Here is a 25,830-nt window from a genome sequence, read left to right as displayed (position 1 = left end):
AAAACCCGGCGAACGCCGGGTTTCTCTCAGTAGCCGCGCTGTCGGTCGACCTGTCCGGTGACCGGGTTACCCTTCTCTATTTCACCGATCGTGTGCGAGATATAGGCCACTGCCTCGGCAGGTCGCGTCACGGCGGCAACGTGCGGAGTCATTGCCACGCGCGGGTGTCGCCACAGCGGGCTTTCCTCCGGCAGCGGCTCACGGCTGTAGACATCCAGCATGGCGCCTTTAAGCTTCCCGCTATCCAGCGCCTTCAGCAGATCCGGCTCGACCAGATGCACGCCGCGCGCCAGGTTCATCAGGTAGCTCTGGTCGTCCAGCTGGTTGAGCAGGCCTTCATTGATAATCCCCACCGTTTCCGCCGTATTGGGCAGCAGGTTAATCAGCACACGCGTGCCGTTCAGGAAGGCCGGAAGCTCATCGGTTCCGGCAAAGCTCTCAACGCCCGGATAGTCTTTACGGCTGCGGCTCCAGCAGCGCAGCGGGAAGCCCCACGGCGCGAGCGCTTCAGCCACTTTCGAACCCAGCACGCCTGCGCCGAGGATACCAACGGTAAACGCTTCGCGCGGATATTCAGGCAGCGGCTCCCAGCGGGATTGCTGCTTAAGCGCCTGATAGTCATCAAAACGGCGGAACCAGTGCAGCACCTGGCTGACGGCATACTCCTGCATTTGCTGGCCCATACCGGTATCTTCCAGGCGGAACAGAGGAATATCTTCCGGCAGCATTTCAGGGTGTGCTTTCAGCTTGCTCAGAATGGAATCCACGCCGGCTCCAAGCGCGAACACGGCCTTCAGCTTACGGCCCTGGAGCATTTCTACCGGCGGATGCCAGACCAGCGCGTAGTCAGCATGTTCGTTATCGCCCCGCTTCCACTCACGAACGCGAGCGCCCGGCAGTGCCGCAGAAAGTGCCTTAATCCAGTAAGCCGTATCAAAAGTGGGGTGATAGAAGAGTATATCCATAGTCAATCCTGCCTTTTATTGCGCTGATTTATTTTGCTTTTTAACTGGACGGTCAGCATAGCAAATTTCTTGCGCGACCGTGTTGTTGATAAAAAAGACGCTTTCAGCACATTTAAGAATCATGTTGCCTGAAGTTTGTCTAAACGCGCTAAATTACTGAAAAAGTGGGTTGACGGCAGTTCGGCTTTTCCTTACATTAGCGCCCGTCCCAGCAACAACGGGATGACAATATGGTGAGGTGTCCGAGTGGCTGAAGGAGCACGCCTGGAAAGTGTGTATACGGCAACGTATCGGGGGTTCGAATCCCCCCCTCACCGCCATATTCAAGATGAGAGCTCGTACGAAAGTACGGGCTTTTTTCTTTTATATTCTCCTTAAGGGGGGATGAGAACCCGCGACCGGGGTTCGACAACTGGCGCAGCCAGTTGGACAGACTGTGAGCAAAGCGAACAGGCTGCCCGCAGGGCGAGCGAAGCGAGTCAATCCCCCCCTCACCGCCATATTCAAGATGAGAGCTCGTACGAAAGTACGGGCTTTTTTCTTTTATATTCTCGTAAGGGGGGGATGAGAACCCCCGACCGGGGTTCGACAACTGGCGCAGCCAGTTGGACAGACTGTGAGCAAAGCGAACAGGCTGCCCGCAGGGCGAGCGAAGCGAGTCAATCCCCCCCGGTGCTATATTCAGCTCGGTGCGGCCTGAGCGCCTCACCCTAACCCTCTCCCAAAAGGGCCAAGGGGATCGTTACTCCTCCACCATCCGCGCATACTCTTCAGTAAGAAAATCCACCAGCGTTCTGACGGACGGCAGCAAACCTCTCCTGGAAGGATAAACAGCGTGAATCACTTCCCGTCGGGGTTCCCATGCGTCCAGCACCCTTACCAGTTCCCCGGATGCCAGCTGATCCTTGACCATCAAAATCGGCAGCTGCACCACGCCCACCCCCGCCATCGCCGCTTCACGCAGCGCCAGCATGTCGGTGGTAATAAAGCGCGGCGTGTAATGAATCGCGGCTTTCGCTCCCTCCGGCCCGCTCAGCTCCCATCTGTGCAGCTGTTTTCCCACCCCCATGCTCAAACCCGGCCACTCGCTAAGCTCAGAGGGCACGGCAGGGTGACCCATCCGCTCAATCAGCGCAGGGCTCGCCACCAGGCAGTGTCCCCTGTCTGCCAGCACTCTTAACACCAGGTCGCTGTCATCAAACGGACGTGGACGAACGCGGATCGCCACGTCGATGCCCTCACCTACCAGATCAACCCTTCGGTTTGTGGCCTCAAGCTGAAGATTGATCCCCGGATAGCGCGCCATAAACCGCGCCAGCATGGGCCCCACGTGCACGTGCAGCAAGGTGACCGGACAAGTGATCCTGACCACGCCGCGTGGCTCGGCCTGCAACGCCGCCACCGCCTCTTCCGCAGCTTCGGCCTCTACCAGCATGGCTTTACAGTGCTGATAGAACGTCTGCCCCACTTCTGTCACCGTAAACTGCCGGGTGGTGCGCTGGATCAACCGCACGCCAAGGCGCTCTTCCAGCTGGGCAATCCGGCGGCTCAGTTTTGACTTGGGCTGATCGAGCGCCCGACCCGCCGCCGCAAATCCACCATGGTCCACCACCTTCACAAACCACGCGAAATCATTGAGATCCTGCATACGCCCTCATCGTTCCATATTCAGAACAGTGAATGTCATTTTCACTATCTACCGGGATATTAACCCTGAATATAAGCTAATTACATCAACAGAACATCAGGAGTTCATTATGAAAAACGTAACAGGCGTTTATACCGCACCTCGTCCGCACTGGGTCGGTGACGGTTTCCCGGTTCGTTCAATGTTTTCTTACCAGACGCACGGCGAGCCGCTGAGCCCGTTTCTGCTGCTGGACTATGCCGGACCGTACACCTTCCCGGCGGACGGCGCGAAACGCGGCGTGGGCGAGCATCCTCATCGCGGCTTTGAAACGGTGACCATCGTTTACGCCGGCGAAGTAGAGCATCGCGACTCCACCGGCAGAGGCGGCGTTATTGGCCCCGGCGACGTGCAGTGGATGACGGCGGGCGCAGGCATCCTGCACGAGGAGTTCCACTCCAGCGCCTTCGCGCAGAAAGGCGGTGAACTAAAAATGATGCAGCTATGGGTCAACCTGCCCGCCAAAGACAAAATGGCGACGCCCGGCTACCAGAGCATCACCAAAGCGGATATCCCGGTGGTCACGCTGCCGGATAACAGCGGCACGCTGCGGGTCATCGCCGGTCGCCTTGAGGACGTGACGGGCCCGGCCCATACCTTCTCACCGCTGAACGTCTGGGACATCGCGCTTAACCAGGGCAGCCATCTGACGCTCAACCAGCCCGAAGGCTGGAGCACGGCGCTGGTGGTACTTGAGGGCAGCGTAACGGTGAACGGCACCACGCCAGCGGGTGAAGCGCAGCTGGTTGTGCTAAGTCAGAGCGGTGAAAAGCTGCATCTGGAAGCGAACAGCGACGCGAAATTGCTGCTGATGGCCGGTGAGCCGCTGAATGAACCGATTGTGGGCTACGGCCCGTTTGTGATGAACAGTAAAACCGAGATCGCGGAAGCCATTCGTGATTTCAACTCCGGCCGCTTTGGCCAGATCTGAACGTAATTAAGGAGCGCAATATGTCTACCCCTGCAAACTTCAACGGTGAACGTCCCGTCATTGACGTCAATGATGCCGTTATGCTGCTTATCGACCACCAGAGCGGGCTGTTCCAGACCGTCGGCGACATGCCCATGCCGGAGCTGCGCGCCCGTGCGGCGGCGCTGGCAAAGATCGCCACGCTGGCGAAGATCCCGGTGATCACCACCGCCTCCGTTCCACAGGGACCGAACGGCCCGCTTATCCCGGAGATCCACGCCAACGCGCCGCATGCGCAGTATGTGGCCCGCAAAGGTGAGATCAACGCCTGGGATAACCCGGAATTCGTGGCGGCGGTAAAAGCTACCGGTCGCAAGACGTTAATTATTGCAGGCACGATCACCAGCGTCTGCATGGCCTTCCCGTCCATCAGCGCGGTGGCGGACGGATATAAAGTGTTTGCGGTGATTGATGCCTCCGGCACCTACAGCAAAATGGCGCAGGAGATCACCCTGGCCCGCGTGGTCCAGGCAGGCGTGGTGCCGATGGATACCGCCGCTGTGGCCTCTGAGATCCAGCGAACCTGGAACCGTGAAGATGCGGCTGAATGGGCTGAGGTATACACCCACATCTTCCCGGCCTACCAGCTGCTGATCGAAAGCTACGGCAAAGCGCAGGAGGTGGTGAAAAACAGCGAAGTGCTCGATTCGCAGCGCTAATCCTGCGCTGTGCGTCATAAGCTGATTAAGGCTTAACCGAACAAGCACGAATGCAGAAAATCTGCTTGACCGCTTTCGCGCAACTCCCTATAGTAGCGCCCCGTTGCCCCCCAAGCGGTCAGGCAGCAAAACAATATGGTGAGGTGTCCGAGTGGCTGAAGGAGCACGCCTGGAAAGTGTGTATACGGCAACGTATCGGGGGTTCGAATCCCCCCCTCACCGCCATATTTGAAGAAGAGCTCGCATGAAAATGCGGGCTTTTTTTTCGCATATTGCACGCCTGTGGGGGGATGAGAACCCCCGACTGGGGTTCGACAACTGGCGCAGCCAGTTGGACAGACTGTGAGCAAAGCGAACAGGCTGCCCGCAGGGCGAGCGAAGCGAGTCAATCCCCCCCGTAGCCATATGCAACTCGGTGCGGCCTGAGACCCTAACCTTCTCCCCAGGAGCTGAGGGTTCCCCACAAATTAATGCTAGCACTGAACAATCCCCTCGCCCCTTTGGGGAGAGGGTTAGGGTGAGGGAAACATACGGCTGTGGTGGTCATTCCCTTCACTTTATGTTCCCTGCTACTCTGTAACGACATGACCGGTGAACGTGCCAGGGTGGCTCAGTCGCCACCACCCTGGCGACCCGGGCTCCCGGCGGTAAATCGCCGCTTCGCGGTGCCCTCGGCTTATTCCTTCCGGCTTATCGGGTACGGGCGGAGGTAACGTCCCTGTAAAGCCCGCCCTCTCGGCGCATCCCTGCGCCTCGCCCCGGCCTGCAGGAAACGCCTCAGCGATTTACAGCCGGACCAGAGCATCGCTGAAAGCCTTAAATCGTTCTGAAACAACGTTAATGCTTCTGCTTAAAAATTACTGGGGATCTCTCACCCCCAGGCGAGAGGGAATAAAATGCACATAAAACAAAGCCCGGTTTCCCGGGCCTTGAACACAACAGCAAACTCAGTAATACGCTTGCAGCGTGCGCTGACAGAGCGCCGAGCGCACGCAGTCCTCTTTGGTGAAACGAACCACCCCAATCATCTCATCTTCCTCAAAACGTGACATGGCGTCGCTCAGTCCGGACTTCACGCCCGACGGCAGGTCACACTGGGTAATATCGCCGTTGACGATAACCGTCACGTTCTCCCCGAGGCGCGTTAAAAACATCTTCATTTGCGCAGCGGTCACGTTCTGAGCCTCGTCAAGAATAACGACCGCATTTTCAAATGTACGTCCGCGCATATAGGCGAACGGCGCGATTTCCACCTTGCCAATCTCTGGTCGCAGGCAGTACTGCATAAAGGATGCACCCAGTCTCTTCACCAGCACGTCATAGACGGGCCTGAAGTACGGAGCAAACTTCTCCGAAATATCGCCGGGCAGGAAGCCGAGATCTTCATCAGCTTGCAGTACAGGACGGGTAACAATAATGCGCTCCACGTCCTTATGGATCAGTGCTTCCGCTGCTTTGGCTGCACTGATCCAGGTTTTCCCGCATCCGGCTTCACCGGTTGCAAAGATGAGCTGTTTACTCTCGATAGCATTCAGGTAGTGCGCCTGAGCCTCATTGCGCGCCACAATTGGAGAATTATCACGGCTGTCTCTGGCCATGCCAATTGCTTCTACGCCACTCATCTGCACAAGCGAGGTGACCGATTCTTCTTCACGCTGTTTATGGCTACGTGAGTCCCGTCTCAGCACACGTTTTGCTTCGCGACGAGCTTTGATCACTGCTTTTTGTCTTCCCATGGATAGCACCTTGAGTTGTTGGTATTCATCACACGCGCCAGCTTCGGCACGATTATGCGCACGAACATCAGAGGGTTGGCTTCCTTGTAAGCCATTGCTTGCTTTATCAGATGACGATACAGAACGGCTACGCGCACCGGTCTGCACGTCGGTCGAATCAGATTCTTGAGGTGTGGGGGAGAATTTAGTGGTGAGGAAATCGCTGCCGGAGTCTGAGCCTCCGCGCCGGGTGCTGCGGTTGTTATGTTTACCTTGTCCAGTACAGGACGCAACCATTCGCGATCTCCATAGTGATTCAGCATCACTGCCGGGAACTACCGCTGTCTTATCTTAAGTACATCAGGAGTTATCATAAATGCAACATTTATTTTACCTGAATGCAACTTTTAAGACTGTTCCTGCAGCGGAATCAGTCTTATATATGAATATTACAGAAATATAACAATAAGATAGTCATATGAAAAAATAATGTCCCCGCGAACTATCGCAGGGACGATTATCAGGCTTCCATCAGACCTTGTGCGAGATACGCGCCAGCATCGCGCGCGCCGGGCAGGGCAAAGAAATAGCCGCCGCCGATGGGCTTAATGTACTCTTCCAGCGCTTCGCCGTTTAACCGCTTCTGCACGGTCAGGAAGCCTTTCTCCAGATCGTGCTGATAGCAGACGAACAGCAGCCCCATATCAAGCTGGCCGGAATTGGTCACGCCCAGCGAATAGCTGTAGCCACGGCGCATCATCAGGCTGGACTGCGTCTCTTTGGTGCGCGGGTTGGCAAGGCGAATATGGCTGTCGAGCGCGATAACGTCGCCATCCGGGTCGTTCGCGTAGTCCGGCACATCATGCTCGTGCTTCATGCCCAGCGGCGCCCCGCTCTGCTTGTCGCGGCCAAAAATCGTCTGCTGCTCTTTCAACGGTGTGCGGTCCCAGAACTCCACGTGGAACTGAATAATGCGCACAGCCTGGTAGCTGCCGCCCACCGCCCATGCGGGTTCCCCCTGATCTGCCGTCACCCACACCACGTCTTTCATCAGCGCCGCATCGCTGCTGTCCGGGTTGGCCGTGCCGTCCTTAAAGCCCAGCAGGTTAACCGGCGTCTCTTTGCCTTTGCTGCGGGCGGCGTGGTCAGAGATAAACCCTTCCCGCTTCCAGCGCACGCTCAGCAGATCCGGCGTGTGCTTGATGATATCGCGCAGGGCGTGGATCACCGTGTCCTGAGTATTGGCACAAATCTGCAGGAGCAGATCGCCGTGGCACAGCGCCGCGTCGAGGGAGTCATTCGGGAAGCGCGTCATCTTCTGCAGCGCGTTCGGCTTCTGTTTTGCCAGGCCGTAGCGGCCGTCAAACAGCGACTCCCCTACCGACACGGTAATGGTCAGGTTATCCGGCGCGATAAACGCCCCGAGGATACCGGAATCCATCGGCGGCAGGCGCGGGTTCGGCGTATCCGGTGCCGGCCCGCCCGCGGTAAGAAACGCGATGCGCGCCGTCAGCAGGCGGAACAGACGCTCCAGATCCGCCTTATCGCTGGCCAGCGAATCAAAGGCCACCAGCATCATGGAAGCCTGCTGCGGCGTGAGAATACCCGCCTGGTGCGCGCCATAAAACGGCTGGGTCTCCATCCGGGCATCCGGCGAGAGCGTACCGGGCGCGCTCTGCGGTTTCGCCGCATGTGCCACCGGGCAACCTCCCGCCAGGGCAAACGCGCCGCCCAGCGCCCCTACCCCTTTTAACAAACGACGTCGGGAAGGTTCCGCCACGTCGAATTCTTCGTGCTTGTTCATCGTGCTTAGTCCAGACCCAGTACGCCGCGCAGCAAGGAGAGATCTTCCGCTAGCGTCGTAATCGGGCCTTTCAGCGCGTTACGGTCGGCGTCGGTCAGCTTGTCGTAGGTTTCGAACCCGTCTTTGGTACGGTACTTCGCCAGGATGGTATCGACCTTTTTGAAGTTGGCATCTACTTTCGCCAGCAGTTCGCCGTTCTCTTTCTGCAGCTGAGGACGCAGCAGCTCGACAATCTTCTGCGCACCGTCGACGTTGGCCTGGAAGTCCCACAGGTCGGTATGGCTGTAGCGATCTTCTTCACCGCTGATTTTGCTCGCGGCCACTTCTTCAATCAGACCGGCCGCGCCGCCCACCACCTTCGACGGCGGGAAGGCAAGCTCGCTGATGCGCTTTTGCAGCTCCAGCACGTCGGTGTTCAGCTGCCCGGCGTATTTCTCCATTCCTTTGGTGGAGTTATCGCCAAACAGGGCTTTTTCCAGACGGTGGAAGCCGGTGAATTTCGGATCGGCGGCCTTCTGCTCGTAGTCATCTTCGCGGGCATCAATGCTGCCGTCGAGGTCAGAGAACAGCTCGGCAATCGGCTCGATGCGCTCGTAGTGCTGACGGGTTGGCGCGTACAGGGATTTCGCTTTTTCGATATCGCCCGCTTTCACGGCGTCGGTGAAGGCTTTGGTGCCCGTGACCAGGTCCGCCGTCTCTTTGGTGACGTAGGCTTTATAGGCGGTGATAGCGTCGCCCAGGCTCAGCAGGGCCGTGCCTTTGGCCGCGTCCGCCGTCGCTGCACCTTTGACGATCAGCTTGCCTTTAGGGTTGGTCAGCAGGCCGCAGGTCATGTCGTATTCACCCGGCTGCAGGTTGGCGGTCATCTTCTGGCTGAAGCCCGGCGCGATGTTCTCGCGCTCTTCCACCACCATCACGCCTTTGAGGATCTCCCACTCCAGCGCCTTCTGGCTGTGGTTCTGGATGATAAACTGGGTTTTACCGCTGTTAACCGTGATGGTCATCGGCTCGCACTGCTTATCGTTAACGGTGACTTTTACCTGCGGAATATCCGCAGCCTGCGCAGCGAATGCAGAAGCGAACAGCGCGGCAATGCCTGCGCACAATGCACTACGACGAAACTGAATTGCCATGACTCTTCCCTTAAAAAGTATGTTGTAACTAAAACAATAATTACGGCGCAACGCGCGACGCCTGCGAACCGGTACGCGGCGGCATCGCGAACAGCACCAGCGCCGGAACCAGATAGATAAAGTACATCGCCACTTCGCTGAAGCTCGGCGTTTCCTGGTAGCCGAAGATGCCTTCGAGCAGGGTGCCGGTCAGTGAATGGGTGGAGAGAACGTTGCTGAGATCGAACGCCACGTCCTGGAAGTGGTTCCACAGGCCCGCCTCGTGGAAGGCGCGGATCGCCCCTGCCGCCAGCCCCGCGGCCACCAGCAGAATGAACAGGCTGGTCCATTTAAAGAAGGCGCCAAGGTTGAGGCGAATGCCGCCCCAGTAGAGCAGAAAGCCCAGCACCACCGCCGTTGCCAGACCGAGCATGGCACCCAGCGGCGGCCAGATGCCCACATCCTGCTGGAATGCCGCCAGCAGGAAGAAAACCGATTCCAGACCCTCGCGTGCCACGGCGAAAAAGACCATCATAATCAGCGCCCATCCGTGGTGATTCCCCTTCTGCAGGACGTTATCCACCGCCTGCTCCAGCTGCACCTTCACGTTGCGGGAAACTTTGCGCATCCAGAAGACCATCCACGTCAGGATGAACACCGCAATCACGGCGACGATACCTTCAAACAGCTCCTGCTCTTTCTGCGGGAATTCGCCGGTGGTTTCATTGATGAGGATACCTAAGCCCAGGCAGAGCGCCGCGGCAAGGAAGACGCCAACCCACATCACGCCAATCCAGCGCCCACGCTGGGTGCGCTTCAGATAGCTGGCGATAAGGCTGACAATCAGGGCCGCTTCAAGGCCTTCACGTAACATAATGAGAAATGGAACAAACATGCCGACACCTTAAATGTTTATCGCGGTCAACTGATGCAAAGAAAGGTAAATTCTTGTGATAGTGATTATCATTACGGCGGAAGGAAACACAAGCGAAATGTGTGGTGATTTGATGACGAGTTGTAAACTCAAAGCCTGTTAATAGTTGCCGCCGTTACCGTTAAGTTTATAAGTTATAATAAAAATGCCCATTTACGGTTAACCAGTGCTGTGGCTAAATATCCGCCTCAAAAACCAACCGAAAATATTCCATGTTTAAGATTGTCCATTTCCTGCTGGCGCTGGTGATTATTCTTGCGCTTGCCTGGCTGGTGAGTTTCGACCGCCGAAAAATTCGCATTCGTTATGTTTTACAGCTGATTGTTATTGAAATTGCCCTGGCGTTCTTTTTCCTGCACGCCGAAAGCGGGCTATTCCTGATTAAATACGTTTCCGGCTTCTTTGAGTCACTGCTGAAATTTGCCTCGGAAGGGACGAATTTCGTCTTTGGCGGAATGGGAGAAAAAGGGCTGGCGTTTATTTTCCTCGGCGTGCTGTGTCCGATTATTTTTATTTCCGCACTGATTGGTATTCTCCAGCACTGGCGGATCCTGCCGATTTTTATTCGAATCATCGGGACGCTGCTGTCAAAGCTGAACGGCATGGGCAAGCTGGAATCGTTCAACGCGGTGAGCTCGCTGATCCTTGGCCAGTCGGAAAACTTCATTGCCTATAAAGGCGTGCTGGGGGATCTCTCCTCGCGTCGTCTGTTCACCATGGCGGCCACGGCCATGTCGACGGTCTCCCTGTCGATTGTCGGTGCCTATATGACCATGCTCGACGCCAAATTTGTCGTTGCCGCGCTGATCCTGAACATGTTCAGCACCTTTATTATTCTCTCGGTCATTAACCCGATACGTCCGGAAGCCGAGCCGGATATCAAGCTGGAAAAACTGCATGAATCCCAGAGCTTCTTTGAAATGCTGGGCGAGTATATTCTGGCCGGTTTTAAGGTGGCGATGATTATTCTGGCGATGCTGATTGGCTTTATCGCCCTCATCAGCGCCGTTAACGCCCTCTTCTCCAGCGTATTCGGCATGAGCTTCCAGCAGATCCTGGGCTATGTGTTTTATCCGCTGGCGTGGCTTATTGGGATTCCGCTGAGCGATGCGTTAAACGCGGGCAGCATTATGGCAACCAAGCTGGTGGCGAATGAATTTGTGGCGATGATTGAACTGCAAAAAATTGCTCATGAAATGTCACCGCGCGGGCTGGGTATTTTGTCCGTCTTCCTGGTGTCGTTCGCTAACTTCGCCTCCATCGGCATCGTCGCCGGGGCGATTAAGGGGCTTAACGAGCAGCAGGGCAACGTGGTGTCGCGGTTTGGTCTGCGCCTGGTATACGGTGCGACGCTGGTGAGCCTGCTGTCGGCGAGCTTTGCGGGATTAGTGCTGTAAATAGCTTTGCTACAAAACAACAACGGCGGGTTATCCCGCCGCTTTTTATTAAAACTGTACGCACACCGGCTGGTCGACCCGCATCACCGATTCCTGCGCGAAACGAGACTTATAGATCCCGCGCAACGCTTCGATGTTCTTCTCGCTCTGCGCATCTTTACCGTGGATGAGCATCAGCGCCTTACTCGGTTCACGCGCCACTTTCCCGTCGTTCCCCAGCCACTGCCCGCGCGCATCAAACACCGTTAAGCCATCGCGAAAACGCGGCGTCACGTCCTGGTCAACAAACTGCTGCCACTCGCTGCTGGTAATCTGCGCCCCTGCCGGGCGATTCAAGCCAAAATAGAGCGTGGTCTGCTGCATCTGGTTATCCGCTTTGCAGGTCTCTACCGCCGCATGTTGCGATGGCGCGTTGCAGCCCGCCAGCATCAATAATGCCGCTGCCATTACCCCTGTTTTGATGGTCATGTATCGCTATCCTCATTGTTATAAACACATGGATATCACAGGAAAATACGAATTTTGGCAAGAAAAAAGCCGGGTGCGCTTGCGCTTACCCGGCCTACGGTGTTACGTGGGAAAATTATTCTGCCTGAAGCTTAGTCGGCGGCGCAGTGTGGTAGTGCGCATCCGCTTCCGCAAAGCGCTTCTGCATAGAGGCAGACGGGGCTTTACCCAGCAGGCTGAACACCACAATACCGATGCTGCCGAAGATGAAGCCCGGAATGATTTCGTACAGGCCCAGCCACGCGAACTGCTTCCAGACGATGACGGTCACCGCACCGATGATCATCCCCGCCAGCGCGCCGTTGCGGGTCATGCGTGACCACATGACGGAGAACAGCACCACCGGCCCAAACGCGGCACCGAAGCCCGCCCACGCGTAGCTCACGAGACCCAGCACGCGGTTTTCCGGGTTGGCTGCCAGCGCAATGGCTACCAGCGCCACCACCAGCACCATAAAGCGCCCTACCCACACCAGCTCTTTCTGGCTCGCATTTTTACGCAGGAAGGCCTTGTAGAGATCTTCGGTGATTGCACTGGAGCAAACCAGCAGCTGACAGCTCAGGGTGGACATCACCGCCGCCAGGATCGCGGAGAGCAAAATACCGGCAATCCACGGGTTAAACAGGATCTGCGCCAGCTCGATGAACACGCGCTCGGCGTTCTGGTTCACCGCGCCCGCCTGCGCCGGGTTATTGCTGAAGTAGGCGATACCGAAGAAGCCGACCGCACACGCGCCCGCCAGACACAGGATCATCCACGTCATGCTGATGCGACGCGCGTGAACGATGGTGTGGTGAGAATCCGCCGCCATAAAGCGCGCCAGAATGTGCGGCTGACCGAAGTAGCCCAGGCCCCAGCCCATCAGGGAAACGATGGCAACGAAGTTCAGCCCTTTCAGCATGTCGACGTTTTCAATGCTCTTCTGCTTGATCACTTCCAGCGATTCGCCAAAGCCGCCGACGGTGAAAATCACAATCACCGGGGTCAGGATCAGGGCGAAAATCATCAGGCTCGCCTGCACGGTGTCGGTCCAGCTGACGGCCAGGAAGCCGCCCACGAAGGTATAGAGGATGGTTGCCGCGGCACCGGCCCACAGGGCGGTTTCATAGCTCATGCCGAAGGTGCTTTCGAACAGGCGCGCACCCGCCACGATGCCGGAGGCGCAGTAGATGGTGAAGAACAGCAGGATCACCACCGCGGAGATAATGCGCAGAATGCGGCTGTTATCTTCAAAGCGTCCGGTGAAGTAGTCCGGCAGCGTCAGGGCGTTGTTGTTGGCTTCGGTATGCACGCGCAGACGGCCTGCCACCAGCTTCCAGTTGATCCACGCGCCGACGGTCAGGCCGATGGCGATCCAGCTTTCGGAAATACCAGAGATGAAAATCGCGCCCGGCAGCCCCATCAGCAGCCAGCCGCTCATGTCGGATGCGCCCGCAGAGAGCGCGGTGACCATTGGGCCTAAGCTGCGCCCGCCAAGGATGTAGTCGTCAAAGTTTTTAGTGGAACGCCATGCCAAAAACCCTATCAGGATCATGCCAAAAATATAAACGAGAAATGTCACCAGCATCGGTGTGCTAATAGCCATTCAAATTCTCCAAAATGTCGAGCGACAACCGTCCGGGTTGCCTTGTTATGTCATCACCGGAACGTAGTGATGTGTGTATGTGTTTCCGTTGGGCGCGCTATCCTGCCGTATACGCTCCCCACTGACAAACGATTTAACACTGCATTTACATGAATTTCATCCCTGGTTTTATACGTCTTTCCTATAGGTTGCACTCGCTCACATTTATATGGGTTGCACCTTTGAAAAGTGTTAAGCACCGCATAAAAACAGGCTTCGCATGCAGAAGCCAGCGCTTTTTTCCAGCTAACTATTCGTTAACAATCCATTCATTTTCTAGCTTGCAAACCAGGTCACATTTAACACGGTTGCACAAAGTTGCAACATGGTGGATATTTCACGCTATCAACAGAACGCTATTACAGAACAACAGGAGTTTTGGCATGGGGATGACCACCATGGGGGTTAAGCTGGATGACGCGACCCGCGAACGGATTAAGACCGCAGCAACCCGCATTGACCGCACACCGCACTGGTTAATCAAGCAGGCGATTTTTAACTATCTGGAAAGGCTGGAGAGTGAAGACGACCTGCCTGAGCTGCCTGCCCTGCTGGCAGGCGCAGCGAACGAAAGCGAAGACGCCGCGACGGCGGTGGAAGAAAACCACCAGCCGTTCCTCGAATTTGCCGAGCAGATCCTGCCGCAGTCCGTCAGCCGCGCCGCCATTACCGGGGCTTACCGCCGCGCCGAAACCGACGCCGTGCCGATGCTGCTGGAGCAGGCCCGCCTGCCGGAAGCCATTGCCGCCCAGGCGCACAGCCTGGCGTATCAGTTAGCCGACAAGCTGCGCAACCAGAAAACCGCCACCGGCCGCGCCGGGATGGTGCAGGGCCTGTTGCAGGAGTTCTCCCTCTCCTCACAGGAGGGCGTGGCGCTGATGTGCCTGGCGGAAGCGCTGCTGCGTATTCCGGATAAAGCTACCCGCGACGCGCTGATCCGCGACAAGATCAGCAACGGCAACTGGCACTCCCACATTGGCCGCAGCCCGTCGCTGTTCGTCAACGCCGCCACCTGGGGTCTGCTGTTTACCGGCAAGCTGGTCTCCACCCATAACGAAGCTAACCTGTCACGCTCTCTGAACCGCATTATCGGCAAGAGCGGCGAGCCGCTGATCCGCAAGGGCGTGGACATGGCGATGCGCCTGATGGGCGAGCAGTTCGTCACCGGGGAAACCATTGCCGAAGCGCTGGCGAACGCCCGCAAGCTGGAGGACAAAGGTTTCCGCTACTCCTATGACATGCTGGGCGAAGCGGCGCTCACCGCCGCCGATGCGCAGGCCTACATGGTCTCTTACCAGCAGGCGATCCACGCCATCGGTAAAGCGTCCAACGGCCGCGGTATTTATGAAGGTCCGGGCATCTCTATTAAGCTTTCCGCCCTGCACCCGCGCTATAGCCGCGCGCAGTACGACCGGGTGATGGAAGAGCTCTATCCGCGCCTGAAGTCCCTGACCCTGCTGGCGCGCCAGTATGACATCGGCATTAATATCGACGCCGAAGAGGCTGACCGTCTGGAGATCTCCCTCGATCTGCTGGAAAAATTGTGCTTCGAGCCGGAACTGGCAGGCTGGAACGGGATTGGTTTCGTTATTCAGGCCTACCAGAAACGCTGTCCGTTCGTCATTGATTACCTGATTGACCTGGCCAGCCGCAGCCGTCGCCGCCTGATGATCCGCCTGGTGAAAGGCGCCTACTGGGACAGCGAAATCAAACGCGCCCAGATGGAAGGTCTGGAAGGCTATCCGGTCTATACCCGCAAGGTCTACACCGACGTCTCTTACCTCGCGTGCGCGAAAAAACTGCTCGGCGTGCCGAACCTGATTTACCCGCAGTTCGCGACCCACAACGCCCATACCCTGGCGGCGATCTACAGCCTGGCCGGGCAGAACTACTATCCGGGCCAGTACGAGTTCCAGTGCCTGCACGGCATGGGCGAACCGCTGTACGAGCAGGTCACCGGTAAAGTGGCGGACGGCAAGCTGAACCGCCCGTGCCGCATCTATGCCCCGGTGGGCACCCATGAAACCCTGCTGGCGTACCTGGTGCGTCGTCTGCTGGAGAACGGGGCGAACACCTCCTTCGTTAACCGCATCGCCGACACCACGCTGCCGCTCGACGAACTGGTGGCCGATCCGGTGCAGGCCGTAGAGAAGCTGGCGGCGCAGGAAGGCCAGATTGGTCTGCCGCATCCGAAAATTGCCCTGCCGCGCGAGCTGTACGGCGCGGGCCGCGTCAACTCGGCGGGCCTGGATCTGGCGAACGAACACCGTCTGGCGTCGCTCTCCTCTGCCCTGCTCAACAGCGCATTGCAGAAATGGCAGGCTAAACCGATCCTTGAGCAGTCCGTTGAGGACGGTGAAATGCAGCCGGTGATCAACCCGGCAGAGCCGAAGGACATCGTCGGCTACGCGCGTGAAGCAACCGAAGCGGAAGTGGAACAGGCGCTGGAGAGCGCGGTGAACAACGCGCCAATCTGGTTCGCCACCCCGCCGCAGGAGCGTGCCGCCATTCTGGAACGTGCCGCGGTGCTGATGGAAGATCAAATGCAGTCGCTCATCGGCATTCTGGTGCGTGAGGCGGGTAAAACCTTCAGCAACGCCATCGCCGAAGTGCGTGAGGCGGTCGACTTCCTGCACTACTACGCCGGTCAGGTGCGCGATGATTTCGACAACGAGACGCACCGTCCGCTCGGTCCGGTGGTCTGTATCAGCCCGTGGAACTTCCCGCTGGCCATCTTCACCGGCCAGATTGCCGCCGCCCTTGCCGCAGGCAACAGCGTGCTGGCGAAACCGGCAGAGCAAACCCCGCTGATTGCCGCCCAGGGCATCAACATTCTTCTGGAAGCAGGCGTTCCGGCGGGCGTGGTGCAACTGCTGCCAGGGCGCGGTGAAACGGTGGGCGCCAAACTCACCTCCGATAACCGCGTGCGCGGCGTGATGTTTACCGGTTCGACCGAAGTGGCCTCCCTGCTGCAACGCAACATCGCCACCCGTCTGGATGCGCAGGGTCGTCCTATCCCGCTTATCGCCGAAACCGGCGGCATGAACGCCATGATTGTTGACTCCTCCGCCCTCACCGAGCAGGTGGTGGTTGACGTGCTGGCCTCCGCCTTCGACAGCGCCGGTCAACGCTGCTCCGCCCTGCGCGTGCTGTGCTTACAGGATGACGTGGCTGACCACACGCTGAAGATGCTGCGCGGCGCGATGGCGGAATGCCGCATGGGCAACCCGGGCCGTCTCACCACCGACATCGGGCCGGTGATCGACGCGGAAGCCAAAGCCAACATTGAAAACCACATTCAGGCCATGCGCGCCAAAGGCCGTCCGGTGTTCCAGGCGGTGCGCGAAAACAGCGAAGATGCCCGCGAGTGGCAGACTGGCACCTTCGTGCCGCCTACGCTGATTGAGCTGGCAAGCTTCGACGAGCTGAAAAAAGAGGTCTTCGGCCCGGTGCTGCACGTGGTGCGTTACAACCGTAACAACCTCAACGCGCTTATCGACCAGATCAACGCCTCCGGCTACGGCCTGACGCTCGGCGTGCATACCCGTATCGACGAGACCATTGCGCAGGTCACCGGCACGGCCAAAGTCGGCAACCTGTACGTCAACCGCAACATGGTTGGCGCGGTCGTGGGCGTGCAGCCGTTCGGCGGCGAAGGCCTCTCCGGTACGGGTCCGAAAGCGGGCGGCCCGCTCTACCTGTATCGTCTGCTGGCGAACCGTCCTGAGAACGCACTGGGAGTCACCCTGGCGCGTCAGGATGCGGAGTATCCGGTGGATGCGCAGCTGAAAACCGTGCTGACCCAGCCGCTGGAGGCGCTGATCGCCTGGGCGGAAAAACGTCCTGAACTGCGTGCGATTGCGCAGCAGTACGGCGAGCTGGCGCAGGCCGGTACCCAGCGTCTGCTGCCGGGGCCAACCGGCGAGCGCAACACCTGGACGCTGATGCCGCGCGAACGCGTACTGTGCGTGGCGGATAACGAGCAGGACGCGCTGGTACAGCTGGCCGCCGCGATGGCCACCGGGTGTGAAGTGCTGTGGCCGGACGATGCGCTGCATCGCGATCTCGCCAAACAGCTGCCGAAAGCGGTCTCGGCCCGCATTCGCTTTGCGAAGGCCGATGCCCTGCTGACCCAGCCGTTTGACGCGGTGATCTACCATGGTGATTCCGACCAGCTGCGCGAGCTGTGCGAGCAGGTGGCGGCCCGAAGCGGGGCGATTGTTTCCGTGCAGGGCTTCGCCCGCGGGGAAACCAACCTGCTGCTGGAGCGTCTGTACGTGGAGCGCTCGCTCAGCGTCAACACCGCGGCGGCGGGCGGTAACGCCAGCCTGATGACAATCGGCTAACGCTGTGCTAATAAGGCTCCGGAGACGGAGCCTTATTTTATTGGGGAGTATATGAAACGATATCTTGTCGCCGGTGCGGCACTGCTGCTCAGCACCAGCGCGCTGGCCAACGAGTGCGACAACGCCACTACGCAGCTTGAACTGAATACCTGTAGCGCGCAGCAGTACCAGGCAGCCGATAAAAAACTCAACCAGACCTACCAGGCCGCCATCAAACGCGCGGCGGCCCCCCAGCGCGACCTGCTGAAAAAAGCGCAACAGGCGTGGATTACCCTGCGCGACGCGGACTGCGCGTTTATCGGTTCGGGGACTGAAGGCGGGAGCGTCCAGCCAATGATTGTTAACCAGTGCCTGGCGGAAAAAACCGTGGAGCGCGAGGCGTTTCTGGCCTCGCTGATGCAGTGTGAAGAGGGCGACTTAAGCTGCCCTCTCCCGCCGGGCAATTAACGCACGCGGATCCCTTCGATAATCATCCGCTGCACGTTTTCGAGGGTGCTCTGGAAAAACGCCTCGTCCTGGAGCGTTTTACCGGTTACCGCCTCGACCTGGGCCGCAAAGTCAGCGTAATGCTGGGTAGCGGCCCAGATCATAAAGATCAGGTGCTGCGGGTCGACCGGGGCCAGCTTTCCGCTGGCAACCCATCCGGCGATAATCGCCGACTTATCGTCCACCAGCTGCTTTAAATCCCCCGTCAGCTCCGCCTGTAGCAGCGGCGCGCCCTGCAGCATCTCAAGACAAAACAGCCTTGACGCCTGCGGGTAATCGCGCGACACCTCGAGCTTCAGGCGAATGTACTCCTCGATAGCCACCAGCGGGGCCAGCTCTTCGCGAAATGCCTTGAGCGGCGCCAGCCAGATATCGAGGATCTGCTGCATCACCGCCACATACAGCGCCTCTTTCGACGGGTAATAGTAGAGCAGATTGGTTTTTGACACCCCGGACTGCTCCGCCACCTGCTCAAGGCGCGTGCCGTGAATGCCAAACTGTGAAAAGGTCTCCAGCGCGGCGCTGAGGATCGCCTGCTTCTTGGCGCTCACCGCCTGCGAACGTTTTCCGGGTGTTTTCACTGCGCCTTGTGTCATTTCCGCTCTCCATTTTCTTTCCTGCGCTCAGCATAGCAAAACCCCCGCCTCGCCACGACCTTCTGCACTCCCATCGCGCATGAGTGCCTGTTTTCTGTGCAATGTTTTTGACCATTTAGTCCACATTTAGCGGCATCAATTCCCCAACCTCTGATTAACACATTAATAATACAAGCGTTTTCAAAACTGGCATTGCCTTTGCAAAACCACCGTTACACCTGCGACGTAATGAAGAGAGGTTCGTGATGAAAATTGGCGTATTTGTACCCATCGGCAACAACGGCTGGCTTATCTCGACCACTGCACCGCAGTACATGCCGACCTTTGAGCTGAACAAAGCCATCGTGCAGAAGGCGGAGCACTACCATTTCGACTTTGCGCTTTCGATGATCAAGCTGCGCGGCTTTGGCGGCAAAACGGAATTCTGGGATCACAACCTGGAGTCCTTCACACTGATGGCCGGGCTGGCAGCGGTTACCTCGCGGATCCAGATCTACGCCACCGCGGCCACCCTCACCCTTCCGCCCGCGATCGTGGCACGCATGGCCTCCACCATCGACTCCATCTCCGGCGGGCGCTTTGGCGTTAACCTGGTCACCGGCTGGCAAAAACCGGAGTACGAGCAGATGGGACTCTGGCCGGGCGACGATTACTTCTCCCGTCGCTACGACTACCTGACCGAATACGTACAGGTGCTGCGCGACTTGTGGGGCACCGGCAAAAGCGACTTCAAAGGCGACTTCTTTACCATGAACGACTGCCGCGTCAGCCCGCAGCCGTCGGTGCCGATGAAGGTGATTTGCGCCGGGCAGAGCGACGCGGGGATGGAATTCTCCGCGAAATACGCCGACTTTAACTTCTGCTTCGGCAAAGGCGTTAACACCCCTGCCGCCTTTGCCCCGACCGCCGCGCGCATGAAGGAGGCCGCCGACAAAACCGGGCGCGACGTGGGCTCGTACGTGCTGTTTATGGTGATTGCCGACGAAACCGACGACGCAGCACGCGCCAAATGGGAACGGTATAAGGACGGCGCTGACGACGAAGCCCTGAGCTGGCTTACCGAGCAGAGCCAGAAGGACACCCGTTCCGGCGCAGACACCAACGTGCGTCAGATGGCCGACCCGACCTCCGCCGTCAATATCAACATGGGCACGCTGGTTGGCTCGTACGCCAGCGTCGCCAGAATGCTCGACGAAGTGGCAGCCGTACCCGGCGCGGAGGGCGTCCTGCTGACCTTCGATGATTTCCTCACCGGCGTGGAAACCTTCGGCGAGCGCATCCAGCCGCTGATGCAGTGCCGCGCCCATATCCCTGCCGTCACGAAGGAGGTGGCGTAATGACGACCTTAAACGCTCGCCCGGAAGCCATCACCTTTGCGCCGCAGCAGAGCGCGCTGATTGTGGTAGACATGCAAAACGCCTATGCCAGCCAGGGCGGTTATCTGGATCTGGCGGGGTTCGACGTCTCCGCCACGCGGCCGGTGATCGAGAACATCAAAACCGCCGTCGCCGCCGCGCGCGCGGCGGGAATGCTCATCATCTGGTTCCAGAACGGCTGGGACGACCAGTACGTCGAAGCCGGTGGCCCCGGCTCACCCAACTTCCACAAATCCAACGCCCTGAAAACCATGCGTAAACGGCCCGAACTGCAGGGCAAGCTGCTGGCCAAAGGCGGCTGGGATTATCAGCTGGTGGATGAGCTGGTGCCGCAGGCGGGTGATATCGTCCTGCCGAAACCGCGCTACAGCGGCTTTTTCAACACCCCGCTCGACAGCCTGCTGCGCAGCCGGGGCATTCGCCACCTGGTGTTCACCGGCATTGCCACCAACGTCTGCGTGGAATCGACCCTGCGCGACGGCTTTTTCCTCGAGTATTTCGGCGTGGTGCTGGAAGACGCGACCCATCAGGCCGGGCCGGAATTCGCCCAAAAGGCAGCTTTGTTCAATATCGAAACCTTTTTTGGCTGGGTCAGTAACGTTGCGGATTTCTGCGACGCCCTGAATCCTCCGCTCGCCCGTATCGCCTGAGGAGACACACGATGCCGAAATCCGTAATCATCCCGCCGGGCACCAGCACGCCCATCGCCCCGTTCGTCCCCGGCACCCTCGCCGACGGCGTGGTGTATGTCTCCGGCACGCTGCCGTTTGATAAAGACAACAACGTGGTATTTATCAACGACCCAAAGGCGCAAACCCGCCACGTGCTGGAGACGATCAAAACCGTGATCGAAACGGCGGGTGGCACCATGGAGGACGTGACCTTCAACAGCATCTTTATCACCGACTGGAAAAACTACGCCGCGATTAACGAAATCTACGCCGAGTTCTTCCCCGGCGATAAACCGGCGCGGTTCTGCATTCAGTGTGGGCTGGTAAAACCGGACGCGCTGGTTGAGATCGCCACCGTTGCGCACATCGCGAAGTGAGGCAGGCATGAAACTTTCCGTCTCGCCGCCGCCATACGAGGGTGCGCCCGTGGTGGTCTTTATTTCCGGTCTCGGCGGCAGCGGCAGCTACTGGCTGCCCCAGCAGGCCGCGCTGGAGCCGGAGTATCAGGTGGTGTGCTATGACCAGCGGGGAACGGGCAATAACCCCGACACCCTGCCGGAGGGTTACAGCCTTGCGCAGATGGCAGACGAGCTCGCCCAGGCGCTGGCTGACGCAGGCATTGCGCGCTACAGCGTCGTCGGGCACGCGCTCGGCGCGCTGGTCGGCCTGCAGCTGGCCCTCGACAGGCCCGACGCCCTCACCGCGCTGGTGTGCGTCAACGGCTGGCTGACCCTCAATGCCCACACCCGCCGCTGTTTTGAGGTTCGCGAGCGGCTGCTGCATTCCGGCGGCGCGCAGGCGTGGGTCGAGGCGCAGCCGCTGTTTCTCTACCCGGCAGACTGGATGGCCGCCCGCGCGCCGCGTCTGGAGGCCGAAGAAGCGCTGGCGCTGGCCCATTTCCAGGGTAAAACCAACCTGCTGCGCAGGCTCAGCGCCCTGAAAAAAGCCGACTTCCGCCGCCAGTCCGCATGCATTCGCTGCCCGGTTCACATTATCTGTTCCGCCGACGACGTGCTGGTGCCGTCCGTCTGTTCCGCTGAACTGCACGCCGCCCTCCCGCACGCCCACAAAACGGTCATGCGCCAGGGCGGACATGCCTGCAACGTCACCGAACCGGACACCTTTAACACCCTGCTGCTGAACGGGCTTGCCAGCCTGCTGCACAGCCCTGAACCCGCTTTATAAGGAGCTTTAATGAGCGAAGCCATTACCCCCGCCGCGCTGGAAACGCTATTCACCGGTGCTCGCACCCACAACGGCTGGCTGGATATGCCGGTCAGCGACGAGACGCTGCGCGAGATGTATGACCTGATGAAATGGGGCCCGACGTCTGCCAACTGCTCACCGGCGCGCATTGTCCTTGTGCGAAGCGCAGAGGGAAAAGAGAAGCTGCGCCCGGCGCTCTCCAGCGGCAACCTCGAGAAAACGCTTACCGCCCCGGTGACAGCGATTGTCGCCTGGGACGGGGAATTCTACGAGCGCCTGCCCGAGCTGTTCCCGCACGGCGATGCCAGAAGCTGGTTTACCGCAAGCCCCGCGCTGGCGGAAGAGACGGCCTTTCGCAACAGTTCAATGCAGGCCGCGTATCTGATTTTCGCCTGTCGCGCCCTGGGGCTGGACACCGGCCCGATGTCGGGCTTTGACCGACAAAAGGTCGACGAGGCCTTTTTCACCGGCACAACGCTTAAAAGCAACCTGCTGATCAACATTGGCTATGGCGATACGCGCAAACTTTACGGGCGCCTGCCGCGCCTGACCTTCGACGATGCCTGCGGACTGGCGTAAGGAGCGATCGTGATGACACCCGATAAACAAACCTTTCGCGACGCCATGGCCTGCGTCGGCGCGGCGGTCAACATCATCACCACCGACGGCCCGGCGGGGATGGCGGGCTTCACCGCCAGCGCGGTATGCAGCGTCACGGATTCCCCTCCCACCCTGCTGGTGTGCCTGAACCGCGGCGCGTCGGTCTGGCCCACGTTCAGCGAAAACCGCACCCTGTGCGTGAATACCCTGAGTGCCGGACAGGAGTCTTTATCCAATCTGTTTGGCGGCAAAACGCCGATGGCGGAACGCTTTACCACCGCCCGCTGGCAGACGGGCGACACGGGCTGCCCGCGTCTGGAGGATGCGCTGGCCTCGTTTGACTGCCGCATCAGTCAGGTGGTCAGCGTCGGTACTCACGACATTCTGTTTTGCGACATCGTATCGATTATTCGCCACCCCGCCCCGCAAGGTCTGGTGTGGTTTGACCGCAGCTACCACGCGCTTATGCGACCCGCCTGCTAAGGCGCTTTAAGGAGACAGACCATGTTCGGATTTCCCCACTGGCAGTTGAAATCGACCTCCACTGAAGCAGGCGTGGTCGCGCCGGATGAACGCCTCCCGCTCGGGCAAACCATGGTGATGGGCGTCCAGCATGCAGTCGCGATGTTTGGCGCGACGGTATTGATGCCGATGCTGATGGGGCTCGATCCCAACCTGTCTATTCTGATGTCGGGAATCGGCACCCTGCTGTTCTTTTTTGTTACCGGCGGGCGCGTGCCCAGCTACCTGGGATCCAGCGCCGCCTTTGTCGGCGTGGTCATCGCCACTACCGGTTTTAACGGCCAGGGGATCAACCCCAACCTGAGCGTGGCCCTCGGCGGCATCATCGCCTGCGGGCTGGTCTATACCCTGATTGGTCTCGTTGTGATGAAGATCGGCACGCGCTGGATCGAACGGATGATGCCCCCCGTCGTCACCGGCGCGGTGGTGATGGCGATAGGCCTGAACCTCGCGCCGATTGCGGTGAAAAGCGTCTCCGCTTCGCCGTTTGAAAGCTGGATGGCGGTGATCACGGTGCTATGCATCGGCCTGGTGGCAGTCTTTACGCGCGGGATGATCCAGCGTCTGCTGATCCTGGTCGGGCTGATTGTCGCCTGCCTGATCTACGCCCTGCTGGCGAACGTGTTCGGCATGGGCAAGCCGGTCGATTTTACCCTGCTTCATCAGGCAGCCTGGTTCGGTCTGCCGCAGGTGACCTCGCCCACCTTTAACACGCAGGCGATGATGCTTATCGCCCCGGTGGCGGTGATCCTGGTGGCGGAAAACTTAGGGCACCTGAAGGCGGTGGCGGGAATGACCGGGCGCAGCATGGATCCGTACATGGGCCGCGCGTTCGTCGGCGACGGGCTGGCGACCATGCTCTCAGGCTCCGTGGGCGGCAGCGGCGTGACCACCTACGCGGAAAACATCGGCGTGATGGCGGTGACCAAGGTCTACTCAACGCTGGTCTTCGTGGCGGCGGCGGTAATGGCGATCCTTCTTGGTTTCTCACCGAAGTTCGGCGCGCTGATCCACACCATTCCGTCACCGGTCATCGGCGGCGCGTCGATTGTGGTGTTCGGGCTGATCGCCGTGGCCGGGGCGCGCATCTGGGTACAACATCGGGTCGACCTCAGCCAGAACAGCAACCTGATCATGGTGGCCGTCACGCTGGTGCTGGGCGCGGGCGATTTTGCCCTGACGCTGGGCGGGTTTACGATTGGCGGGATTGGTACGGCGACCTTCGGCGCGATCCTGCTTAACGCCCTGCTGAGCCGCCGGAAAGGGGATGTGGCGCAGGGGGAAGCCATCACCCCGTCCACCTGATATGTGTGTCACTTTCTTGCCGGGTGACGCTATGCTTACCCGGCCTACAGTTGGGATGTAGGCCCGCGCAAGCGAAGCGCCGCCGGGCAAAACGGTAGCGTGCGCGTTGTTAGCTATCTGCACCTTGTTCAGCACCTACCCCGGCAATCGCCTTACGTCGTTTTTTTAACTTCAACTCGCTCACCAGCACCCCGGCGACAATAAACGCCGCGCCCACCAGCGCCAGCAGCGGTAAACGCTCGCCGGCCAGTCGTCCGAAAATGCCCGCCCAGACCGGTTCACCGGTGTAGATCACCGTCGCCCGCGTTGGCGATACGCTGCGCTGCGCCCAGTTCATGGTCACCTGGATAATGGCGCTGAAGATGCCAAGCCCCAGCGCGACCACCACCAGCCCCGTGGACATCGGCGGCACGGACTCCCCTGCCGGCACCATCGTCGCAAACGCCACCAGCGACGCCGTCGCGAGCTGCACCACCGTCACGCGCTTGACGTCGACTTTGCCCGCCCACGCGCTGATGAGAATAATTTCCGCCGCGATGGCAATGGCCCCGACGAGGGTAATGATCTCGCCCGGCCCCAGCGCCAGCAGGTTATTTTCCGGCCCGGCTAATAAAATCAGGCCGATAAACGCCAGCACGATGCCAATGCAGGACATCACTCCCGGTAGCCGCCCGAGGCATAACCATTGCAGCAGCGGCACCAGCGGCACGTACATGGCGGTAATAAAAGCGGATTTGCTGCTGGAGATGGTCTGCAATCCCCACGTCTGCAGGCTGTAGCCCATCGCTATCGCAATCCCAATCGCCACGCCGGCCTTGAGTTCCTTCAGCGTCAAACCCCGCAGCGTTTTAAGGGAGATCAGCCCCACGGCTATCGCCGCTGTCGCAAAGCGCAGGCCGACAAAAAAGAACGGATCGCTGAGGGTCACCGCGTACTGGACGGCAAGAAAGGTCCCGCCCCAGAACATGGTGATGAGAATAAGGATGGCTTCCTGCGGTTTTATGGAGAATTTAAAGCGTGAGACGGACATGCGACACCAACAAGTGAGATCAATTCTGTAGTGTGCGTTGCCTTTGGTTACAGTTCAATGTTGCAGACATAAAAAAACCGCCGGGAAACCCGGCGGCAGGGAGTCAACCCGGCGTACTACTTATTGCTGCCGTGGCTATTTTTACCCCCTTTTTTACCAGCCTCTGATGCGCGCTGAGGGTCGTTCTTGAAGTTACCCCCGCTAGACTGGCCACCTTTACGACCTGCTTCTGATGCTCTTTCACGGTCTTCAGCGAAATTACCTGAACCACCACGATGGTTTGCCATCTCTAACCTCCAGAGTGTGAAACATTAGACA

Annotated in this window: 23 protein-coding genes, 2 tRNA genes and 1 other RNA gene; 15 read left to right on the top strand and 11 right to left on the bottom strand. The window is 59.0% G+C overall.

Features of this window, described 5'->3' with window-relative positions:
• Nucleotides 1–26: 26 nt before the first annotated feature.
• Nucleotides 27–965, bottom strand: a complete 939-nt coding sequence (gene ghrA / locus APT89_RS14500; protein WP_028012670.1) for a glyoxylate/hydroxypyruvate reductase GhrA — start codon at nt 963–965, stop codon at nt 27–29.
• Nucleotides 966–1,197: 232 nt separating this feature from the next.
• Between ghrA and APT89_RS14495 the strand changes: the two genes are divergently transcribed.
• Together APT89_RS14495 and APT89_RS14490 are read left to right on the top strand one after the other, a co-directional pair.
• Nucleotides 1,198–1,285 (top strand) — tRNA-Ser (locus tag APT89_RS14495).
• A 44-nt stretch (nt 1,286–1,329) separates the two neighbouring features.
• Nucleotides 1,330–1,465, top strand: a non-coding RNA gene (locus APT89_RS14490) — RtT sRNA.
• 242 nt (nt 1,466–1,707) lie between these two features.
• Here the strand turns inward: APT89_RS14490 and APT89_RS14485 are convergent.
• Entirely contained in the window at nt 1,708–2,613 is a 906-nt protein-coding gene (locus tag APT89_RS14485) for a LysR family transcriptional regulator (protein WP_028012669.1), read from the bottom strand.
• Nucleotides 2,614–2,722: 109 nt separating this feature from the next.
• On the opposite strand from APT89_RS14485, the gene APT89_RS14480 reads away from it, so the two are divergent.
• The 3 genes from APT89_RS14480 (at nt 2,723) to APT89_RS14470 (ending at nt 4,506) form a co-directional block, all read left to right on the top strand.
• Nucleotides 2,723–3,583 (top strand): pirin family protein, encoded by an 861-nt coding sequence (locus tag APT89_RS14480; RefSeq protein WP_045261663.1) that lies wholly within the window; start codon nt 2,723–2,725, stop codon nt 3,581–3,583.
• Between the two features lie 20 nt (nt 3,584–3,603).
• Nucleotides 3,604–4,281, top strand: a complete 678-nt coding sequence (locus APT89_RS14475; protein ID WP_045261664.1) for an isochorismatase family protein — start codon at nt 3,604–3,606, stop codon at nt 4,279–4,281.
• 137 nt (nt 4,282–4,418) lie between these two features.
• Nucleotides 4,419–4,506 (top strand) — tRNA-Ser (locus APT89_RS14470).
• A 722-nt stretch (nt 4,507–5,228) separates the two neighbouring features.
• Here the strand turns inward: APT89_RS14470 and phoH are convergent.
• The 4 genes from phoH to efeU form a co-directional block, all read right to left on the bottom strand.
• Complete coding sequence (phoH, locus tag APT89_RS14465) at nt 5,229–6,017, bottom strand: phosphate starvation-inducible protein PhoH (protein WP_024908976.1); 789 nt, start codon at nt 6,015–6,017, stop codon at nt 5,229–5,231.
• A 499-nt stretch (nt 6,018–6,516) separates the two neighbouring features.
• The gene (gene efeB / locus APT89_RS14460; RefSeq protein WP_028012667.1) at nt 6,517–7,800 is read right to left on the bottom strand and encodes an iron uptake transporter deferrochelatase/peroxidase subunit; all 1,284 of its coding nucleotides are present in this window, start codon (nt 7,798–7,800) and stop codon (nt 6,517–6,519) included.
• Nucleotides 7,801–7,805: 5 nt separating this feature from the next.
• Entirely contained in the window at nt 7,806–8,933 is a 1,128-nt protein-coding gene (efeO, locus tag APT89_RS14455; protein WP_028012666.1) for an iron uptake system protein EfeO, read from the bottom strand.
• Nucleotides 8,934–8,973: 40 nt separating this feature from the next.
• Entirely contained in the window at nt 8,974–9,807 is an 834-nt protein-coding gene (gene efeU, locus APT89_RS14450; protein ID WP_060572794.1) for an iron uptake transporter permease EfeU, read from the bottom strand.
• 251 nt (nt 9,808–10,058) lie between these two features.
• Here efeU and APT89_RS14445 point away from each other — a divergent pair, with 251 nt between their 5' ends.
• Complete coding sequence (locus APT89_RS14445) at nt 10,059–11,243, top strand: NupC/NupG family nucleoside CNT transporter (protein ID WP_041910544.1); 1,185 nt, start codon at nt 10,059–10,061, stop codon at nt 11,241–11,243.
• A gap of 48 nt (nt 11,244–11,291) precedes the next feature.
• Here the strand turns inward: APT89_RS14445 and APT89_RS14440 are convergent, their stop codons facing one another.
• A complete protein-coding gene (locus APT89_RS14440; RefSeq protein WP_041910545.1) occupies nt 11,292–11,711 on the bottom strand; it encodes a DUF3574 domain-containing protein in 420 nt (139 codons plus the stop codon).
• A 115-nt stretch (nt 11,712–11,826) separates the two neighbouring features.
• Complete coding sequence (putP, locus tag APT89_RS14435; protein WP_041910546.1) at nt 11,827–13,335, bottom strand: sodium/proline symporter PutP; 1,509 nt, start codon at nt 13,333–13,335, stop codon at nt 11,827–11,829.
• A 422-nt stretch (nt 13,336–13,757) separates the two neighbouring features.
• Between putP and putA the strand changes: the two genes are divergently transcribed.
• Entirely contained in the window at nt 13,758–17,720 is a 3,963-nt protein-coding gene (putA, locus tag APT89_RS14430) for a trifunctional transcriptional regulator/proline dehydrogenase/L-glutamate gamma-semialdehyde dehydrogenase (protein ID WP_060572792.1), read from the top strand.
• A 51-nt stretch (nt 17,721–17,771) separates the two neighbouring features.
• Nucleotides 17,772–18,167 (top strand): lysozyme inhibitor LprI family protein, encoded by a 396-nt coding sequence (locus APT89_RS14425; RefSeq protein WP_060572790.1) that lies wholly within the window; start codon nt 17,772–17,774, stop codon nt 18,165–18,167.
• Here the strand turns inward: APT89_RS14425 and rutR are convergent.
• Complete coding sequence (gene rutR, locus APT89_RS14420; protein ID WP_028012659.1) at nt 18,164–18,802, bottom strand: HTH-type transcriptional regulator RutR; 639 nt, start codon at nt 18,800–18,802, stop codon at nt 18,164–18,166. The two genes, APT89_RS14425 and rutR, sit on opposite strands and share 4 nt — an antisense overlap.
• A gap of 245 nt (nt 18,803–19,047) precedes the next feature.
• On the opposite strand from rutR, the gene rutA reads away from it, so the two are divergent.
• Genes rutA through rutG form a run of 7 tightly spaced genes read left to right on the top strand, consistent with a single transcriptional unit; the run spans nt 19,048 to nt 24,482 of the window.
• On the top strand, nt 19,048–20,139 hold the full coding sequence (gene rutA, locus APT89_RS14415; RefSeq protein ID WP_041910549.1) for a pyrimidine utilization protein A: 1,092 nt from the start codon (nt 19,048–19,050) through the stop codon (nt 20,137–20,139).
• Nucleotides 20,139–20,828: a pyrimidine utilization protein B gene (rutB, locus tag APT89_RS14410; protein WP_028012657.1), complete on the top strand. Its 690-nt coding sequence runs from the start codon at nt 20,139–20,141 to the stop codon at nt 20,826–20,828. Before rutA ends, rutB begins: the two co-directional genes overlap by 1 nt.
• Before the next feature lie 11 nt (nt 20,829–20,839).
• Nucleotides 20,840–21,226, top strand: a complete 387-nt coding sequence (gene rutC, locus APT89_RS14405; protein ID WP_008499822.1) for a pyrimidine utilization protein C — start codon at nt 20,840–20,842, stop codon at nt 21,224–21,226.
• Nucleotides 21,227–21,233: 7 nt separating this feature from the next.
• Nucleotides 21,234–22,034: a pyrimidine utilization protein D gene (gene rutD / locus APT89_RS14400; RefSeq protein WP_060572788.1), complete on the top strand. Its 801-nt coding sequence runs from the start codon at nt 21,234–21,236 to the stop codon at nt 22,032–22,034.
• A 9-nt stretch (nt 22,035–22,043) separates the two neighbouring features.
• Nucleotides 22,044–22,634, top strand: a complete 591-nt coding sequence (locus APT89_RS14395) for a malonic semialdehyde reductase (RefSeq protein ID WP_060572786.1) — start codon at nt 22,044–22,046, stop codon at nt 22,632–22,634.
• A gap of 12 nt (nt 22,635–22,646) precedes the next feature.
• Complete coding sequence (gene rutF, locus APT89_RS14390) at nt 22,647–23,138, top strand: NADH-dependent FMN reductase RutF (protein WP_060572784.1); 492 nt, start codon at nt 22,647–22,649, stop codon at nt 23,136–23,138.
• A 21-nt stretch (nt 23,139–23,159) separates the two neighbouring features.
• Entirely contained in the window at nt 23,160–24,482 is a 1,323-nt protein-coding gene (gene rutG, locus APT89_RS14385; protein ID WP_047364260.1) for a pyrimidine utilization transport protein G, read from the top strand.
• A gap of 109 nt (nt 24,483–24,591) precedes the next feature.
• On the opposite strand, the gene APT89_RS14380 is transcribed toward rutG, so the two are convergent.
• Both APT89_RS14380 and APT89_RS14375 read right to left on the bottom strand, forming a co-directional pair.
• Complete coding sequence (locus APT89_RS14380) at nt 24,592–25,512, bottom strand: DMT family transporter (RefSeq protein WP_041910553.1); 921 nt, start codon at nt 25,510–25,512, stop codon at nt 24,592–24,594.
• Nucleotides 25,513–25,628: 116 nt separating this feature from the next.
• The gene (locus APT89_RS14375) at nt 25,629–25,799 is read right to left on the bottom strand and encodes a general stress protein (RefSeq protein WP_001273664.1); all 171 of its coding nucleotides are present in this window, start codon (nt 25,797–25,799) and stop codon (nt 25,629–25,631) included.
• Between the last annotated feature and the right edge of the window lie 31 nt (nt 25,800–25,830).

Source organism: Enterobacter sp. 50588862, from assembly GCF_001462935.1.
GTDB classification, from domain to species: Bacteria; Pseudomonadota; Gammaproteobacteria; order Enterobacterales; family Enterobacteriaceae; genus Enterobacter; species Enterobacter bugandensis.
Note: the sequence above shows the minus strand (reverse complement) of the source record. Positions and strands in the feature narration are given on the sequence as shown.